The 15,824-nt window shown below is 63.4% G+C and carries 17 protein-coding genes and 1 pseudogene; 10 read left to right on the top strand and 8 right to left on the bottom strand.

Annotated elements, in window-relative coordinates:
- Window positions 1-45 precede the first annotated feature (45 nt).
- Complete coding sequence (gene fucO, locus ACMI1Q_RS11480; protein ID WP_177521343.1) at window positions 46-1,194, bottom strand: lactaldehyde reductase; 1,149 nt, start codon at window positions 1,192-1,194, stop codon at window positions 46-48.
- A gap of 235 nt (window positions 1,195-1,429) precedes the next feature.
- On the opposite strand from fucO, the gene ACMI1Q_RS11485 reads away from it, so the two are divergent.
- From ACMI1Q_RS11485 to glmM, 8 genes are all read left to right on the top strand, one after another.
- Window positions 1,430-2,020 carry a hypothetical protein gene (locus tag ACMI1Q_RS11485; protein WP_419503840.1) on the top strand — a complete coding sequence of 197 codons (591 nt, stop codon included), beginning with the start codon at window positions 1,430-1,432 and terminating at the stop codon, window positions 2,018-2,020.
- A 3-nt stretch (window positions 2,021-2,023) separates the two neighbouring features.
- On the top strand, window positions 2,024-2,950 hold the full coding sequence (locus tag ACMI1Q_RS11490; RefSeq protein WP_419503841.1) for a hypothetical protein: 927 nt from the start codon (window positions 2,024-2,026) through the stop codon (window positions 2,948-2,950).
- A gap of 248 nt (window positions 2,951-3,198) precedes the next feature.
- On the top strand, window positions 3,199-4,065 hold the full coding sequence (locus tag ACMI1Q_RS11495) for a YitT family protein (protein ID WP_330057340.1): 867 nt from the start codon (window positions 3,199-3,201) through the stop codon (window positions 4,063-4,065).
- Window positions 4,066-4,135: 70 nt separating this feature from the next.
- Complete coding sequence (locus tag ACMI1Q_RS11500) at window positions 4,136-5,494, top strand: MATE family efflux transporter (RefSeq protein ID WP_419503842.1); 1,359 nt, start codon at window positions 4,136-4,138, stop codon at window positions 5,492-5,494.
- Window positions 5,495-5,618: 124 nt separating this feature from the next.
- Window positions 5,619-6,182, top strand: a complete 564-nt coding sequence (locus ACMI1Q_RS11505; protein WP_419503843.1) for a TetR/AcrR family transcriptional regulator — start codon at window positions 5,619-5,621, stop codon at window positions 6,180-6,182.
- A gap of 15 nt (window positions 6,183-6,197) precedes the next feature.
- A complete protein-coding gene (locus ACMI1Q_RS11510) occupies window positions 6,198-6,986 on the top strand; it encodes a class I SAM-dependent methyltransferase (RefSeq protein WP_419503844.1) in 789 nt (262 codons plus the stop codon).
- 223 nt (window positions 6,987-7,209) lie between these two features.
- Window positions 7,210-7,875: a UDP-N-acetylglucosamine pyrophosphorylase gene (locus ACMI1Q_RS11515; protein WP_419503845.1), complete on the top strand. Its 666-nt coding sequence runs from the start codon at window positions 7,210-7,212 to the stop codon at window positions 7,873-7,875.
- Window positions 7,876-7,905: 30 nt separating this feature from the next.
- Window positions 7,906-9,252, top strand: coding sequence for a phosphoglucosamine mutase (gene glmM / locus ACMI1Q_RS11520; protein ID WP_177522571.1), 1,347 nt, complete (start codon window positions 7,906-7,908; stop codon window positions 9,250-9,252).
- An 80-nt stretch (window positions 9,253-9,332) separates the two neighbouring features.
- Here the strand turns inward: glmM and ACMI1Q_RS11525 are convergent, their stop codons facing one another.
- Entirely contained in the window at window positions 9,333-9,716 is a 384-nt protein-coding gene (locus tag ACMI1Q_RS11525) for a GNAT family N-acetyltransferase (RefSeq protein WP_417026608.1), read from the bottom strand.
- A gap of 30 nt (window positions 9,717-9,746) precedes the next feature.
- Window positions 9,747-10,265 (bottom strand): DUF1836 domain-containing protein, encoded by a 519-nt coding sequence (locus ACMI1Q_RS11530; RefSeq protein WP_330058383.1) that lies wholly within the window; start codon window positions 10,263-10,265, stop codon window positions 9,747-9,749.
- 142 nt (window positions 10,266-10,407) lie between these two features.
- On the opposite strand from ACMI1Q_RS11530, the gene ACMI1Q_RS11535 reads away from it, so the two are divergent.
- A complete protein-coding gene (locus ACMI1Q_RS11535; RefSeq protein ID WP_419503846.1) occupies window positions 10,408-11,694 on the top strand; it encodes a chloride channel protein in 1,287 nt (428 codons plus the stop codon).
- A gap of 51 nt (window positions 11,695-11,745) precedes the next feature.
- Here the strand turns inward: ACMI1Q_RS11535 and ACMI1Q_RS11540 are convergent, their stop codons facing one another.
- From ACMI1Q_RS11540 to ACMI1Q_RS11560, 5 genes and pseudogenes are all read right to left on the bottom strand, one after another.
- Window positions 11,746-11,979: a hypothetical protein gene (locus ACMI1Q_RS11540; protein ID WP_419503847.1), complete on the bottom strand. Its 234-nt coding sequence runs from the start codon at window positions 11,977-11,979 to the stop codon at window positions 11,746-11,748.
- A gap of 16 nt (window positions 11,980-11,995) precedes the next feature.
- The gene (locus ACMI1Q_RS11545) at window positions 11,996-12,502 is read right to left on the bottom strand and encodes a CarD family transcriptional regulator (protein WP_419503848.1); all 507 of its coding nucleotides are present in this window, start codon (window positions 12,500-12,502) and stop codon (window positions 11,996-11,998) included.
- A gap of 228 nt (window positions 12,503-12,730) precedes the next feature.
- Window positions 12,731-13,165, bottom strand: a complete 435-nt coding sequence (ruvX, locus tag ACMI1Q_RS11550) for a Holliday junction resolvase RuvX (RefSeq protein ID WP_330058374.1) — start codon at window positions 13,163-13,165, stop codon at window positions 12,731-12,733.
- An 80-nt stretch (window positions 13,166-13,245) separates the two neighbouring features.
- Window positions 13,246-14,091 carry a patatin-like phospholipase family protein gene (locus ACMI1Q_RS11555; RefSeq protein WP_419503849.1) on the bottom strand — a complete coding sequence of 282 codons (846 nt, stop codon included), beginning with the start codon at window positions 14,089-14,091 and terminating at the stop codon, window positions 13,246-13,248.
- Between the two features lie 70 nt (window positions 14,092-14,161).
- Window positions 14,162-14,656: pseudogene (locus ACMI1Q_RS11560) on the bottom strand (lysine--tRNA ligase); the annotation flags it as partial.
- 449 nt (window positions 14,657-15,105) lie between these two features.
- Between ACMI1Q_RS11560 and ACMI1Q_RS11565 the strand changes: the two are divergent.
- The coding region (locus tag ACMI1Q_RS11565; protein ID WP_419503850.1) for a MarR family transcriptional regulator at window positions 15,106-15,824 on the top strand (719 nt) is incomplete at its 3' end.

The raw sequence follows: 15,824 nt of genomic DNA on the forward strand, positions 1-15,824 counted from the left end.
GCCCCGCGGGGCGGCTCCTCTTTCTTTTGATTGGTTCTGAACGCCTTACATCAGGCTGCGGTAGAGCGCGGCGATCTCCTCCACGCTGGTGTCGCGGGGGTTGCCGGGACGGCAGGCGTCGGCATAGGCGCTCTCGGAGAGGAACTGCACGTCCTCCTCCTTCACGATGGCCTTCAGGTCGGCGGGGATGCCCACGTCCTGGCTCAGCTGCTTCACGGCGGCGCAGGCGGCCTTGCGGGCCTCGTCCAGGGTCATGGCGTCCACGCCTTCCACGCCCATGGCCTTGGCGATGTCGCGGTACTTCTCGCCGGTGGCGGGAGCGTTGTACTCCATCACGGTGGGCAGCAGGATGGCGTTGGCCACGCCGTGGGGGGTGTCGTAGACAGCGCCCAGGCTGTGGGCCATGGAGTGCACGATGCCGAGACCCACGTTGGAGAAGCCCTGGCCGGCGATGTACTGGGCCAGCGCCATGCCCTCACGGCCTTCCGGCTCGCCGGCGACGGCGCCCCGCAGGTGTTTCGCGATGAGCTCGATGGCCTTGAGATGGAACATGTCGGTCATCTCCCAGGCGGCCTTGGTGATGTAGCCCTCGATGGCGTGGGTCAGCGCGTCCATGCCGGTGGCGGCGGTGAGGCCCTTGGGCATGGTGGACATCATGTCCGGGTCCACCACGGCAACCTCGGGGATGTCGTTGGTGTCCACGCAGACGAACTTGCGCTTCTTCTCCACGTCGGTGATGACGTAGTTGATGGTCACCTCGGCGGCGGTGCCGGCGGTGGTGGGCACGGCGATGGTGAACACCGCGTGCTTCTTGGTGGGGGCAACGCCCTCCAGGCTGCGCACGTCGGCAAACTCGGGGTTGTTGGCGATGATGCCGATGGCCTTGGCGGTGTCCATGGAGGAGCCGCCGCCAATGGTCACGATGCAGTCCGCACCGCTGGTCTTGAAGGCCTCCACGCCGTGCTGCACGTTCTCGATGGTGGGGTTGGGCTTGATGTCGCTGTAAACTTCATAGGCAAAGCCCGCCGCCTCCAGCAGGTCGGTGACCTTCTTGGTCACGCCGAACTTCAAAAGGTCGGGGTCAGAGCAGACAAAAGCCTTTTTGTAGCCGCGGGCGGTCAGCTCGGGAACGATGTTCTCGATGGCGCCCTTGCCATGATAGGAAATGGTGTTCAGAACGATGCGGTTAGCCATTGGTATCCTCTCCTTTTCAGGTCAAACAAAACGTTTGCTTGGCGGAGTTTCTCCGTCTGTTACAAGTATAACAATCTATTCCCCGCAGGGCAAGGGAGCGTTTCGCATGAAAAACGCAAAAAAATTTTAGTCGCTTTGCAATATTTTCCTCACCTCAGGTGTTTACTCTGTGCCGGCGGGGAACACTAACCCCAAAACCGGCCGCACATTTCTTTAAAATTAAGGAGTCACACACATGAAAAAACTCGCTTTGACCCTCGCCCTCATCATGGCTGTTGCCGCCTTTGCCGGCTGCTCTTCCGCCCCCTCTTCTTCCGCGCCTTCCTCCGCGCCCAGCAGCAGCGCGCCGGCTTCCGAGCCCGCCTCTGAGCCTGCTTCCGAGCCCGCTTCCGAGCCTGCCAGCGAAGCCGAGCCCGGCAGCCTGGAGGCCCTGATGGACCAGGTGCTGGCCGCGGGCGACGCGGAGCAGATCCCCATGCTGATGCCCGCCGACCTGAACGGCGGCGCCAAGTACACCCCGCTCACCGAGGAGAACTCCGAGTACAACCTGGGCGTGACCCGTGACCGCTATGCCGACGGCATCGCCGCCGAGGCCGCCATGACTTCCGTGCCCTTCTCCGTCTGCCTGGTGAAGGCGAACAGCGCCGAGGAGGCCGAGCAGCTGGCCGCCAACATCGAGGCCAATGCCGACCCCCGCAAGTGGATCTGCGTGGAAGCCGAGAGCAAGATCGTGGACTTCTCCGGCGACACCGTCATCCTCATCATGACCAGCGCCGACCTGGCTGAGCAGCTGCACAGCGGCTTCACCGCCGCCGTGGCTGAGTAAGCCGTGAAACGCAAACTCGCATTCGCAGCCGCGGGGCTCTGCTTCGCGGCTGCCGCTGTTGTCATTGCGGTGGCAATGGGCCTGTTCGACCGCGGCATGCGCCCGGACGAGAACGGCATGTACACCGCCCACGGCCACTGGGTGGAGGCGCTGGACGGGCCCGACGTGGACAGTGCGGTGCGCTTTGGCGAAAAGCTGGAAAAGCTGAAGGCGGACCTGCTCACCGAGGAGAACCGCGCCTTTTACGCCATCGTGCCGGACAAGGGCTATTACCTGACCGACGAGGTGAGGCCCGCCACCGACTATCAGGCTCTGTTCTCCACGGTGGACAGCCAGCTGATGGGCAGCGGCATCGAAAAGATCGACCTGACCGGGGCGCTGACCCTGGAGGACTACTATTTCACCGACAGCCACTGGCGGCAGGAGCGGCTGGGCGGCGTGGTGGACGCGCTGGGCGCGGCCATGGGCTTTTCGGTGGACATGGACGGCTTTGACCCGGTGACGGTGGAAGGCTTCATCGGCGCCTACGGCAAGTACGGCGCGGACAAGCCGGAAGAACTGACCTATCTGGTCAGCGACGCCACCGTGGCCGCCGTGTGCGACAACTACCAGTACCCCGATTCCACCGCTGTCTACGACCTCGAACGCCTTGACACCGACGTGCCCTACGACGTGTTTTTGAGCGGGGCCAGCCCCCTCATCACCGTCGAGAGCCCCCTGGCGGCCACCGACAAGGAGCTGGTGGTGTTCCGGGATTCCTATGCCAGCAGCCTTGTTCCGCTGCTGCTGGGCCAGTACCGCAAGGTGACCCTGGTGGACATCCGCTACATGGTCAGCGGCCTTGTGCCCCAGTATGTGGAGTTCACCGACCAGGACGTGCTGTTTTTGTACAGCACCTACGTGGTGAACCAGAGCGCCATGCTGCGCTGAAGGCCCTGCGCGTTTTGACAAAGACCGGCGTTTTGCCCCGCATCTTTCGGGGCAAAACGCCGAACTTTTTTTGCCGGGGCTTGCAAACGCCACCGGGCTGTGCAATACTTGTGTGTAATATAAAAGGAGGTGGGTCAGATGGACTGCGCCCGGTGTGATGTGCATAGATTCGGCGGCAGGCCTTTGGCCTGCCGCCTTTCGCTTTATCATGGCACTGTCGTGCAGTGCATCGAGGGGAGGGTTCGCCCGTGAAAGGCTTCATTCTGCCCGCACGGGGAAAAAACATTCTGCTGGTGCTGCTGGGCAACGCGCTGTACGCCCTGGCGGTGGACATGTTCGTGCTGCCCTGCGGGCTCATCACCGGCGGCACAACGGGTCTGGCGCTGGCCACCCGCTACTGGCTGGACGTGCCGGTGGCCGGGTTCGTGCTGGTGTCCAACATCATCATGTTCGTGGTGGGCGCGGTGGCCATGGGCCGGTGGTTCGCCTTCAACACGGCGCTGTCCACCTTCTGCTACCCGCTGTTCCTGGACCTGTTCGCCCGCATCCCGGGCATCGACGGCTTCACCCGTGACCCCATGCTGGGCACCATCTTCGCCGGCGTGCTCATCGGCGTGGCCATCGGGCTGGTGATCGGCGCGGGGGCCTCCAGCGGCGGCATGGACATCCCGCCCATCGTGCTGAACAAGTACTTCGGCCTGCCGGTGGGCGCGGTGATGTACCTGCTGGATTTCCTCATCCTCATCGGCCAGATGGTCTTTGCCGACAAGGAGCAGATCCTCTACGGCATCCTGCTGGTGCTGCTCTACACCGTCATTCTGGAAAAGGTGTCGGTGATGGGCCACGCCAAGATCCAGGTGAAGATCCTCAGCGAAAAGAACGACGAGATCCGCCGCATCATCCTGCGGGTGCTGGACCGGGGCTGCACGGTGCTGCACGCCCAGACCGGCTACACCCAGACCGAGCGGGACATGCTGCTGACGGTGGTGACCAACCGGGAGCTGGCAAAGCTGAACCATCTGGTGCTGGAAACGGACCCCCAGGCCTTCATCGTCATCAGCTCGGTGAACGAGGTGCACGGCCGGGGCTTCACCCTTCAAAAGATCTACAAATAAGCGGCGCCGCGCCGGGCGAAGGAATGCGTCCGGCGCTCTTTGCGCCTGTGAGGCGGTGTTTTGTGTGAGAATGGAGAATGACCTGGGGCGCGACCCCATCCGCCGGCTGGTGCTGCGCATCGCCATCCCCAGCATGCTGGCGCAGTTCGTCAGCGTTTTATACAGCGTTGTGGACCGCATGTACATCGGCAACATCCCCGAGGTGGGCAATCTGGCCCTGGCGGGCGCGGGCGTGTGCGGCCCCATCGTGACCATGATCGGCTCGGTGGCCTTTCTGGTGGGCGTGGGCGGCTCGCCCCTGGTGAGCATCCGCATGGGCGCGGGCGACAACGAGGGCGCAAAGCGCATCCTTGCCAACTGCTTTGTGCTGCTGGTGGGGCTGGCGGCGGCCCTGATGGCCCTGGCCTACGCCACCCGGCGGCCGGTGCTGATGCTCTTCGGCGCCAGCGAGGCCAGCCTGCCCTATGCCGAGACCTACTATTCGGTGTATCTGACGGGCACCGTGTTCGCCCTGCTCTCCACCGGCATGAACCAGTTCATCATCTGCCAGGGCTTTGCCAAAAAGGGCATGCTCTCGGTGATGCTGGGCGCGGTGCTGAACATCGTGCTGGACCCGGTGTTCATCTTCGTGCTGGACATGGGTGTGGCCGGCGCGGCGGTGGCCACCGTGCTCAGCCAGCTGGCCAGCTGCATCTTTGTGCTGGTGTTCCTGTTCGGGCGCCAGCCCCCCATCCGCATCACCTTCGGGGGCTACAGCGCCCGCATCATGGGCCGGGTGATGGCCACCGGCTTCACCCCCTTCATCATCATCGCCTTCGACAACGTGATGATCATTGCCCTCAACTCCCTGTTGCAGAAATACGGCGGCGCGGGCCAGGGCGACCTGCTGGTGGCGGCGGCCACCATCGCCCAGAGCTTCATGCTGGTGGTCACCATGCCGCTGGGCGGCATCACCGGCGGCACCGGGTCCATCCTGGGCTATAACTACGGGGCCGGCCAGCCAAAGCGCATCCTGGAGGCCCAGAAGTTCATCCTCCTGCTCTGCCTTGGCTACACCACCCTTTTGTTCCTCATCGGCCAGGGCGTGCCCGGGCTCTTCGTGTCCATCTTTTCCAGCGACCCGCAGGTGGGCGAGCTGGCGGTGCGGGCCATCCGCATCTACACCCTGGGCGTCATCCCGCTGGCGGTGCAGTACACCGTCATCGACGGCTTCACCGGCATGGGCATGATGCAGTACTCCCTGCCCCTCTCCTTCTTCCGCAAGGCCATCTATTTCATCCCCCTGTTCGTTCTGCCCATGTATTTCGGCGCCATGTCCACCTTCGTGGCCGAGCCCATCTCCGACTTCGTGGCCCCGGTGGTGTCCGCCTTCGTCTACTGGCGGCGCATCCGCTATGTGGTGGGCCTCAAACCGAAAAAAGCGCAGTGAACCGCCTTTGCCGCGGGCCGTCCCCCTCTTCCGGGACGGCCCGCTTTTTTGCTTCTTGACAGGGCGCGGTTTATATGCAACAATAGTTACACAACATTTGTCGCATATAAAGGAGGCGAGGGCCATGCCCCCCACGGCAAAGGTCACCCGGGAGATGATTTTATCGGCGGCGCTGGACATCACCCGCCGCGAGGGTTTTGACGCGGTAAACGCCCGCAGTCTGGCGGCCCGGCTGGGCTGCTCCACCCGGCCCATCTTCACCTGCTATGAGAACATGGAGGCCGTGAAGGCGGACTTTCTGGAATACGCCTTCGCCTTTTACGAACAGCGGGCCGCGGCCTGGGGCGAGGGAGAGGACCCCTTCCTTGCCCTGCCCCTCACCTACCTGCGCTTTGCCCGGGAGGAGCCGCTGCTGTTCCGGGCGCTGTTCATCCGGGAGATGGCGCTGGACATGCGCCGGGCCGAGGACTTTTACCGGGAGCCGGGCAACGGGCGCAAGGCGGAGGCCTTTGCCCGCCAGCTGGGGGTGGACCCCCAGGCCGGGCGGGAAATTTTTCTGGACCTGTTCCTCTGGGCCCACGGCGCGGCGGTGCTCGCCGCCACCGGCAAACTGGACCTGGAGGAAGAAGAGGCCCGGCGGCGGGCCAAAGCGGTGGTGGCGGCGCTGGCGGCCCCCCACCGGCCCTGAACGAGGAGGCGCATCATGGAAACACGCTACATCCGCGAATTCTACGACCACTTCGACGAGGACGGGCGGCTGGCCTCCCGCCACGGCTCGGTGGAATTTCTCACCACCATGCACTACATCCACCGCTACCTGCGCCCCGGCGCGAAGGTGCTGGAGATCGGCGCGGGCACCGGGCGCTACTCCCATGCCCTGGCACGGGAGGGCTGCCGGGTGGACGCGGTGGAGCTGGTGGAGCACAACATCGAATTTTTTCGTCAAAACACCCTGCCCGGCGAAGCGGTGACCGTCACCCGGGGCAACGCCCTGGACCTGACCGGCTTTGAAAGCGACTCCTATGACGTCATTCTTCTGCTGGGGCCGCTCTATCACCTCTACACCCCGGCGGACAAACGCCGGGCGCTGGAGGAGGCCATCCGGGTGACCCGGCCGGGCGGCGTGGTCTTTGCCGCCTACGTCATCTCCGACGGCTGCCTGCTGGACGAGGGGTTCCGCCACCAGAACATCGACGTGGGCCAGTATCTGCGGGAAGGCCTGCTGGACCCGGAGACCTTCGCCGCCTTTTCCCAGCCGAAGGACCTGTTCGAGCTGGTGCGCAAGGAGGACGTGGACGCGCTGATGGCTCCCTTCCCCGTGACCCGGCTGCACTACGTGGCCGCCGACGGCTGCGCCCTGCTGCTGCGGGAGGAGCTGGACCGCATGGACGACGAGCAGTTCCGGCTGTTCATGCGCTACCATCTTGCCACCTGCGAGCGGCCCGACCTGTTGGGCGTGACCAGCCACGCGCTGGACATTTTCCGCAAGTGACCTTTTGCCCCGCGCGCTGCGGGGCTTTTTCTTTGTCCAGTCCGCGCTTATTGTGCAAATTCCGCGGAAAATATCACAATCTTTTCGCCTGCCGGGCGGCAGAATTTCGTGAATAGCGCCATATTTACCAATTCGTCCGCGATTTTTGTATTTTCAAGTTGTTATTTTGCCTCTGATTTCATATAATGAGTGATAGCAGAATCATTGGAAGGGAGCGTGCGCTATGACTTCTTGCCGCACCGAAGAACTGTTCGATCTCTCCCACACCCTGGCCGCCCCCCTGTTCGAGGGCAAGGAGTGGCCCTGGCAGGTACTGGACGAGCTGAAAGATTTTATCGTGAAGCTGGGCGAGAGCCTGCCCGCCGCTGAATACGACCAGCCCCAGCCGGGGGTTTGGGTGGCAAAGACCGCCAAGGTGGCCCCCACCGCCCTGCTGGGCGCGCCCTGCATCATCGGCCCCGAGGCCGAGGTGCGCCACTGCGCCTTCATCCGGGGCAGCGCGCTGGTGGGCGCGGGGGCCGTTGTGGGCAACAGCGTGGAGCTGAAAAACTGCATCCTGTTCGACGGGGCGCAGGTGCCTCACTTCAATTATGTGGGCGATTCCATCCTGGGCTGCAAGGCTCATCTGGGGGCCGGCGCTGTGACCAGCAACCTGAAAAGCGACAAGAGCCTCGTGGTGGTGAAAAACGGCGAGGAAAAGATCGCCACCGGCCGCAAAAAGCTGGGCGCCCTGGTGGGCGACGGGGCCGAGGTGGGCTGCAACAGCGTGCTGTGCCCCGGCGCGGTGCTGGGCCGCGGCTGCCAGGTGTATCCCACCAGCTGCGTGCGGGGCACCGTTCCCGCCGGGCACATCTACAAAGGGCCGGGCAATCTGGCCAAGCGGGTGTGACCCGCTGAACGCTGAAAGGAGACAATACACATGGGCAGATTATTCGGCACCGACGGCGTGCGCGGCATTGCCGGCGAGGATATGACTTGTGAGCTTGCCATGAACATCGGCCGCGCGGCGGCCACCGTGCTCACCTACGGGCGGCGTCGCCGCCCCCTGGTGGTGCTGGGCAAGGACACCCGCATCTCCAGCGACATGCTGGGCGCGGCGCTGGCGGCGGGCCTGTGCAGCGTGGGGGCGGACGTCATCGACCTGGGCGTGGTGCCCACCCCCGCCGTGGCCTACCTTGTGATGAAGTACAAGGCGGACGCGGGCGTGATGATCAGCGCCAGCCACAACCCCTACCCCTTCAACGGCATCAAAATTTTCGGCGGCGAGGGCTTCAAGCTGCCGGACGACCTGGAGGACCAGATCGAGACCCTCATCGAGCAGAACCGCTTCACCCTCGCCACCGGCGACGGCCTGGGCCAGATCAGCCACTCGGCCACCGCCGTGCGGGACTATGTGGAGCATCTGAAAAGCACCATTCCCACCTCGCTGGAGGGCATGAAGATCGTGGTGGACTGCGCCAACGGCTCCGCCTCGGCCACCGCCGGGCAGCTGTTCAGCCAGCTGGGGGCGGACGCCGCCATCCTTTCCGCCTCGCCGGACGGGGTGAACATCAACGAGAACTGCGGCTCCACCCACATGGAGGCCCTGTGCGAGGCGGTGCGCTCCACCCCCGGCGCGGTGGCAGGCGTGGCCTTTGACGGCGACGCCGACCGCTGCCTCTTCGTGGACGAAACCGGCAATGTGGTGGACGGCGACTTCATCATGGCCATCTGCGGCCTGGACATGCAGCAGCGGGGCAAGCTGCGCCGCAGCACCATCGTGGGCACCGTGCTCACCAACCTGGGCTTCGCCCGCTTCTGCGAGGCCAACGGCATGCACTTCGCCGCCACCAAGGTGGGCGACCGCTACGTGCTGGAGGAGATGGAGCAGGAGGGCTACACCCTGGGCGGCGAGCAGAGCGGCCACGTCATCTTCCGTGACTACGCCACCACCGGCGACGGCCAGCTCACCGCCCTGCAGCTGCTGTGCCTGCTGAAGCGCTGCGGCGAGCCCCTCTCCAAGCTGGCGAAGGTGATGACCCGCCTGCCCCAGGTGATGGAGAACGTGAAGGTGAGCGCCGCCGGCAAGCTGGAATTCTACAACAACGACGCCATCAAGACCGCCATCCGGGAAAAGAAGGAGCTTCTGGGCGACACCGGCCGGGTGCTGGTGCGGGTGAGCGGCACCGAGCCCCTCATCCGGGTGATGGTGGAGGGCCAGGACGAGGCCCTCATCCAGTCCGTCGCCGCCGAGCTGGCCGAGCTGGTGCGCAGCGAACTGGCCTGAACATTTGTCGTTCTCTTCCATAGCAGAAGGCCCCCGGCCGCGCTCAAAAGCACGGCCGGGGGCCTTCCTTCGCTTTGTTCTCATTCTTCGGGGCGCATCTCAAACGCGCGCAGGCTGGGGGTGCATCCGTTCTTTTCGTAGAACGGCTCCGCCTGGGGCTGGGCCCCAAAATAGAGCAGAGTGGGCGTGGTCTGCTTTGCCAGCCGGAGCAGCGCCGAGCCGATGCCCTGCCGCTGATACCGGGGCAGCACCAGCACCTCGGGGATGGTGCCGAAAAAGCAGCCGTCGGTGAGGATGCGCAGGCAGCCCACCAGTTCCGTGCCGTCCCAGGCAGTGATGTTGATGGTGCGTTCGAGGGCGCGGCGGGTCTTTTCCGGGTCGTAATCCCCCGGCCAGACCTGCTGCGCAAGTTCGATGAACTGCTGCGCGCAAAGCGTTTTGTCATCCACCTTGTATTCCAGCATTCCGTTTTCCTCCGCTGCGGGACGTCCGCTTTACTCCGCCCGGCTCTCGAACTCCAGGCGCTTTTGCAGATACACCTTGCTGGCCACGGCGCGGGTGGCGTGGATGACCACCAGCCGGTCGTCGTCCGCCTCCGGGGCCACCGGCGTGCCCTGGGCCGCCTGCTGCAGCGCCTCCTCCAGCTGGCCGCAGAAGTAGTCGTAGGCCCGCTGCACCTCGCACACCTGGGCCTGCATGCGGATGAGCTGGGCCACCTCCTGGATGCTCAGCACCTGCTTGAGGGCGCAGATCACCAGCAGCTGGGCCACATGGGTGCGGCCGTATTTTTTGTTGGTGGGCGGGGCCATCACCTTCTGCTTGACGTAGTTGTTCACCATGGCCTTGGTGAGCAGCTTTTCCTCCCCCGGCGGGCACAGCGGGGCGAACACCTCGTTCAAATACCCGGTGACCTGGTCCATATACAGCGCGATGCCGGGCAGCTGCTCCCACCGGGGGCAGCGGAACTGCATCATCTGCGCCGCCTGCTCGCTGTTTTGAAAGCCCGCTTTCATCGTGTCGGTCTCCCCTCTTGTTGGTTTTCCATACGATGTACCCATTATACCACGATTTTGGCAATTTGAAAGAGCCGGACTTGACGAAGCCGCGGGATGTGATATGACAGGAAAGGTTTTGCTTTTGAGAGGGGTATGTACAATGCAATTGAAACATCTGCTGCGGCAGGAGTGGGAGATGGGCCCGGGGCCCTACACCCGCACCTTTTTGATGTGGATGGTGTGCGCGGGCATTGCGGGCCTTGCCTGCGGCGCGGTGGGCGCCGTGTTCTTCCATCTGGTCAGTTGGGCCACCGGCATGCGTCAGGCGAATCCCTGGCTTTTGTATCTTCTGCCGGTGGGCGGCCTTGTCATCGTGTTCGTTTATCAGGCATGCCGCATGGGCACCGAGCGGGGCACCAACGCAGTGCTGGAGAGCGCCCAGCAGGGCAAACGGGCGCCCCTGCGGCTGACGCCGCTCATCATCATGGCCACCTTCATCACCCATCTGCTGGGCGGCAGCGCAGGCCGCGAGGGCGCGGCGCTGCAGATCGGCGGCAGCATGGGCGGCTGGCTGGGCGAAAAGATGCGGCTGGACCGCAACAGCCAGCGGGTGATGGTGCTGGCGGGCATGAGCGCGGTGTTCGCAGCCTTGTTCGGCACCCCGCTGACGGCGGCGGTGTTCAGCATAGAGGTCATCTGCGTGGGCGTCATCTATCACTCCGCGCTGCTGCCCTGCGCGCTGGCCAGCCTCATCTCCTACGGCACCGCGGTGCTGCTGGGCACAAAGCCGGAGCGCTTTGTGGTGCACGGCGCGGCCGCTTTGAGCTTTGACAACGCCTGGCGGGCCATGCTGCTGGCGGTGGGCTGCGCGGTGCTGGGCATCCTGTTCTGCGTGACCATGCACACCGCCAGCCACCTTTACCAGACCAGGCTGAAGAACCAGTACCTGCGCATCCTGGTGGGCAGCGCCCTCATCATCCTGTTCACCCTGGCGGTGGGCACCCGGGCCTACAACGGCGCGGGCATGGACGTGGTGGAGCACGCCATCACCGAGGGCGAGCTGGTGCATCCGGCGGCCTTCATCCTCAAGCTGCTGCTCACCGCCATCACCCTGGGATGCGGCTTCCGGGGCGGCGAGATCGTGCCCACCTTCTTTGTGGGCTCCACCTTCGGCTGCCTTGTGGGGCCGCTGCTGGGGCTGGACCCGGGCCTTGCCGCGGCGCTGGCGCTGGTGGCCACCTTCTGCGCGGTGACCAACTGCCCCATCGCCAGCATCCTGCTGGGGGTGGAGCTCTTCGGCGCCGAGCCGCTGCTGCTCTATCTGCTGGTGTGCGCCGTGAGCTACCTGCTCAGCGGCCACTACAGTCTCTATTCCAGCCAGATGACCCTGGGCCCCAAGCTCACCAATCCCCCGCCGGAAAAGCCGGTGGACAGCTTCTGCCACTGAACACACAAAAAGAGCCTTCCGCTTTTGAAAGCGGAAGGCTCTTTTTGTGATTCACAGGCCAAGCTCTTTGCCGCAGTAGGGGCAGCACCTGCCGTATACTCTGTACAGATAGCGCCGGCAATGGGGGCAGCGGTAAAAAACCGCCTTGGAGGCAACCACAGCGAAAGAGGCCCCTAGGCACAGATACAACAATATTTGCGTTTTAAGGAGCAGCCACAGGAAAAGAAACAGCAGAGCCAGCGCCACCCCCACCCGTGTGATGCGAAGGGCAGTTTTCAGCTTCATCGTGCGTTCCCCCTTCTCACTGGGCAGCAGGCTCCAGCGTTTGCAGAATGTGGTCCTTCACCTGGTCCTTGGGCATGTCCAGCGCCAGAGACAGCTCCTCATAGAGCAGCTCCTCCGCCCGCTTCATGAACTGCTGGTCGGTCTTGCCCAGCTTTTTGCCCTTTGCGGCGGCCTGCTGGGCCTTGAGATAGACGGCCTTGATGATCTTCACCAGCGACTCGCACTGGTAGGTGTGGAGCAGGCCCCGGTAGTGCTCCGACAAGGCGCGCTGGTCGGTGCCGCTGCAGCAGCAGGGCTCGATCTCGGGCATGCGGCGGATGAGGTCCCGCGCCTCTTCCCCGGTGATGACCGGGCGCATGAACACCTTGGTGTCCACGGGGGTGTACACGGTGCCGCTGCCGAACAGGGGGGTGAGGGTGTAGTACATGGCCTGCCCGCCGCCCAGCTGCTGTTTCATGGAGACGCCCTCCACCCGGCAGATGCCGGAATTGCCATACACGATCAGACTTCCTGTTTCAAACATTTCCTGTCCTCCATCTTCCGCCGGGCGCCGCGGCGCCGCTTCCTTCTCTTTCGACCAAACCGAACTTCTTTCGCTGACCCGAGCACCTCGGGGTCTCATCGTGGATACTATGATACTATTATAGCACGTTTTCCGCCCGCGCGTAAGCCCGTCAAAGGGCGGTTTTGCGCCGTTTCGGCGCAAAAAAGGGCCTCTGCCGGGCGGCAGAGGCCTCTTTTCGGTTTTGGTTCAGGTGGGCTGTTCGCCGGGATGGTTTTTCCGCCAGGCGAGGAAGCTGTCCAGAATGACGGCGGCGCTCACCGCGTCCAGCTTGCCCTTGCGCTTTTTGCCAAAGGTGCCCGCGTCCGTGAGCTGCGCCGCGGCGGTGACGGTGGTGCGGCGCTCGTCCCAAAAGACGATGGGCACCTGCACGCCCAGCTCCACCAGCTTTGCCAGCTTGCGGGTCTTTTCCGCCCGGCCGCCCTCGGTGCCGTCCATGTTTTTGGGCAGGCCGATGACGATCATCCCCACGTCGAATTCCCGGCTGGCGTAGATGATCTTCTCCGCCACCTTGGCCATGCTCTTTTCCTCGATCTGGCCCACGGGGCTGGCCAGAAATTCCGTGCGGTCGCACACGGCCAGGCCCGTGCGGGCATCGCCGTAGTCCACTGCCATGATCTTCATAGTCGTTCGTTCCTCTCTTTTCCGCGGCGGGGCCGCTCGGCTCTATTGTATCCTACCCGCGCGCCCTTTGCAAGGGCGGCTCACTGCCCGGCAAGATAGGCTTTCAGCGCGGGCAGGGCCGCCTGCCCGTCCGCGAGGCCCAGGTCATAGACCTGCTGAAGTTTCTCCGGGTCGGTCTCGATGCGGCTGATGGGCGTTTTGACCGAGGGGCGTATCACGAAGGCCCGGCCCTCGGCCTGCCAGCGCTCCAGCTCCTCCAGCGCCCGGTTGTAGTCGGTGTGGCGGGCGGCCAGCCGCCGGGCGATGGCGGGATATTTGCGCCGCAGCAGCCGCAGCAGCGCCCCCTTCATGGGCGTTTTGCGGTAGCCCTCTTCCCTTGTGAGCACCACGATGAGCCTGTCGCAGCCCCGGGCGGCCATCCATCGGAAGGGGATGCTGTCGGAAACGCCGCCGTCCAGATACCGCCGCCCCTGCCACTCCACCGGGCGGGAAACGAAGGGCATGGAGCCGGAGGCCCGCAGCACATCCATCTGCTCAAAGACGCTTTTCACCTGCATGTACTCCGCCTCGCCGGTGTCCACGTCGGTGACCACGGCGTAAAAGGGCACGCCGCTGTTTTGAAAGGCTTCGTCGTCGAAGGGGTCCAGCTTGCGGGGCACAAGGTCGTAGGCGTAGGAAGTGCTGAACAGGTTGCCCTCTTTCAGCAGCGGCCGCAAGCCCATATAGTTCTTGTCTCCGTTGTAGCGCTTGTTGTAGCGCACCGCCCGGCCCGTCTGGCCGGAGAGATAGTTCACGCCGAACAGCGCTCCGGCGGAAACGCCCACCACCTCGTCGGCCCTCACGCCGGCGGCGAGGAAGGCGTCCAGCACGCCGGCGGTGAACATGCCCCGCATGGCCCCGCCTTCCAGCACAAGGCCTGTTTTCATGGTCCGTTCGCCTCTTTCCCTTTTGCAGAAAAGGGCACCCCGATCGCTCAGGACGCCCTTTCGTTTGTTCTTAGTAGAGCTTCGCGCCCGCAGGGATGTGGGGGTCCACCATCAGCAGGTGCAGGCCCTCGTGGCCGTCCTCCTGATGGACGGCGCTGATGAGCATGCCGCAGGAGTCGATGCCCATCATCTTGCGGGGAGGCAGGTTGACGATGGCGATGGCCGTCTTGCCCACCAGCTCCTCCGGCTCGTAGTAGTCATGGATGCCGCTGAGGATGACCCGGTCGGTGCCGGTGCCGTCGTCCAGCACGAACTTGAGCAGCTTCTTGCTCTTGGGCACCGCGGTGCACTCCTTGATCTTCACCGCCCGGAAGTCGGACTTGGAGAAGGTGTCGAAGTCCACGAACTCGGTGAACAGCGGCTCGATCTCCACCTTGGAGAAGTCGATGGGGCCGCTCTCCGCCGCAGGCACGGCGTCGTTCACGGCGGCGGCAGGGGCCGCGGCAGCCGCGGCGGGCTTCTGGGCCGCCTGGGGCTTGTCGATGGGCTTCATGGTGGGGAACACCCTTCTACCCTCTTCATCCGGTTTCATCACGCCTCGTACGGTCGAAAAAGTGCCGTTTTCACGAGGTTTTTCTAACTTTTTGGATTCCATAGTGTGTCCTCCTGTGCCGTCTGGTTCGGGGCAAAAGTTGTAAAAAAGTTGTAGAAAGTTGTAGGCCGATTTTCCGTCCTTTTTTGGGGCATTTTTACAAAAAGTCCCAAACAAAATTTTTTGTAAAATATTTCCAAAAAATCGACTGATACATTGTAGAGCAATGGAGAACATCCCAAATGCTGTGTGCCTTAGAACAACGAAAGCCATTCAGAGCAATCAGCTGAACCCAATCGACAAAGCCTCCAGCCGATTCTTTTTACAATACAATAATAACATAAGCCCCCAAGATGTTCAAGTCAACGATTTTTTCGTTGGCCCTTCCAATTTCATACCTTATATATAAAAAGGAGAAAGCCATGCCAACCTATCAATTACAAATTAAACAGGTGGTGGACTACCCACGCTGCCGGATCTACCGGCAGTTCGTCCGCTTTCTGATGGAGGACCGGAGCATTCGCGTAAGCGGAGGCTCCGGCCTTTTTTATTTTACGATACTTTGCAGCTACGCAAACTTCCGCACCTCATACCGCCGCATCGACGGCATCAGCTATACCGTCTACCCTGGCGAATGGGTCTGCACCCTCAAGGAGCTGTCCCAATGGTTCCGTACCCGGTTCCAGTGCCAGGCGCTGGCCGTACTGGAACGGCTGCAGAAGCAGAACCTTATTTCCTTTCAGACACTGGGCCGCGGGAATGTAGTCCGCTATAAGATCTGCGACTGGGCGCGGCATAATACGGTCCTGGAGTACAATGCCCCCTGCCAGAAGGACACCGGCTTTTTCTTCCTGCCGGTTTCCGTTGCCACCGACCTCATCAGTTCAGACCGCTGCTCCGAGATGGACATTGTGCTGGACCTGTGGGTATCCGCCATCTACAACGACAATCAGGTGCAGGGGTCAGACCTGGGGCCGGTGGTCTATTTCCGCAACGGCACCGGAAATCCCCTTGTCACCTACACCGAGCTGGCTGCCCGCTGGGGGCTGTCCCGGGCGACAGTCGGCCGTGTCCTGAAAAAGCTGGCCGCGCTGGACTACATCTCCCTCATGTCCTTCCCGGGCCGGCATGGCAGCGTGAT

Source organism: Candidatus Allofournierella excrementavium (assembly GCF_048526665.1).
In the GTDB taxonomy this organism is placed as follows: Bacteria; Bacillota; Clostridia; order Oscillospirales; family Ruminococcaceae; genus Allofournierella_A; species Allofournierella_A excrementavium.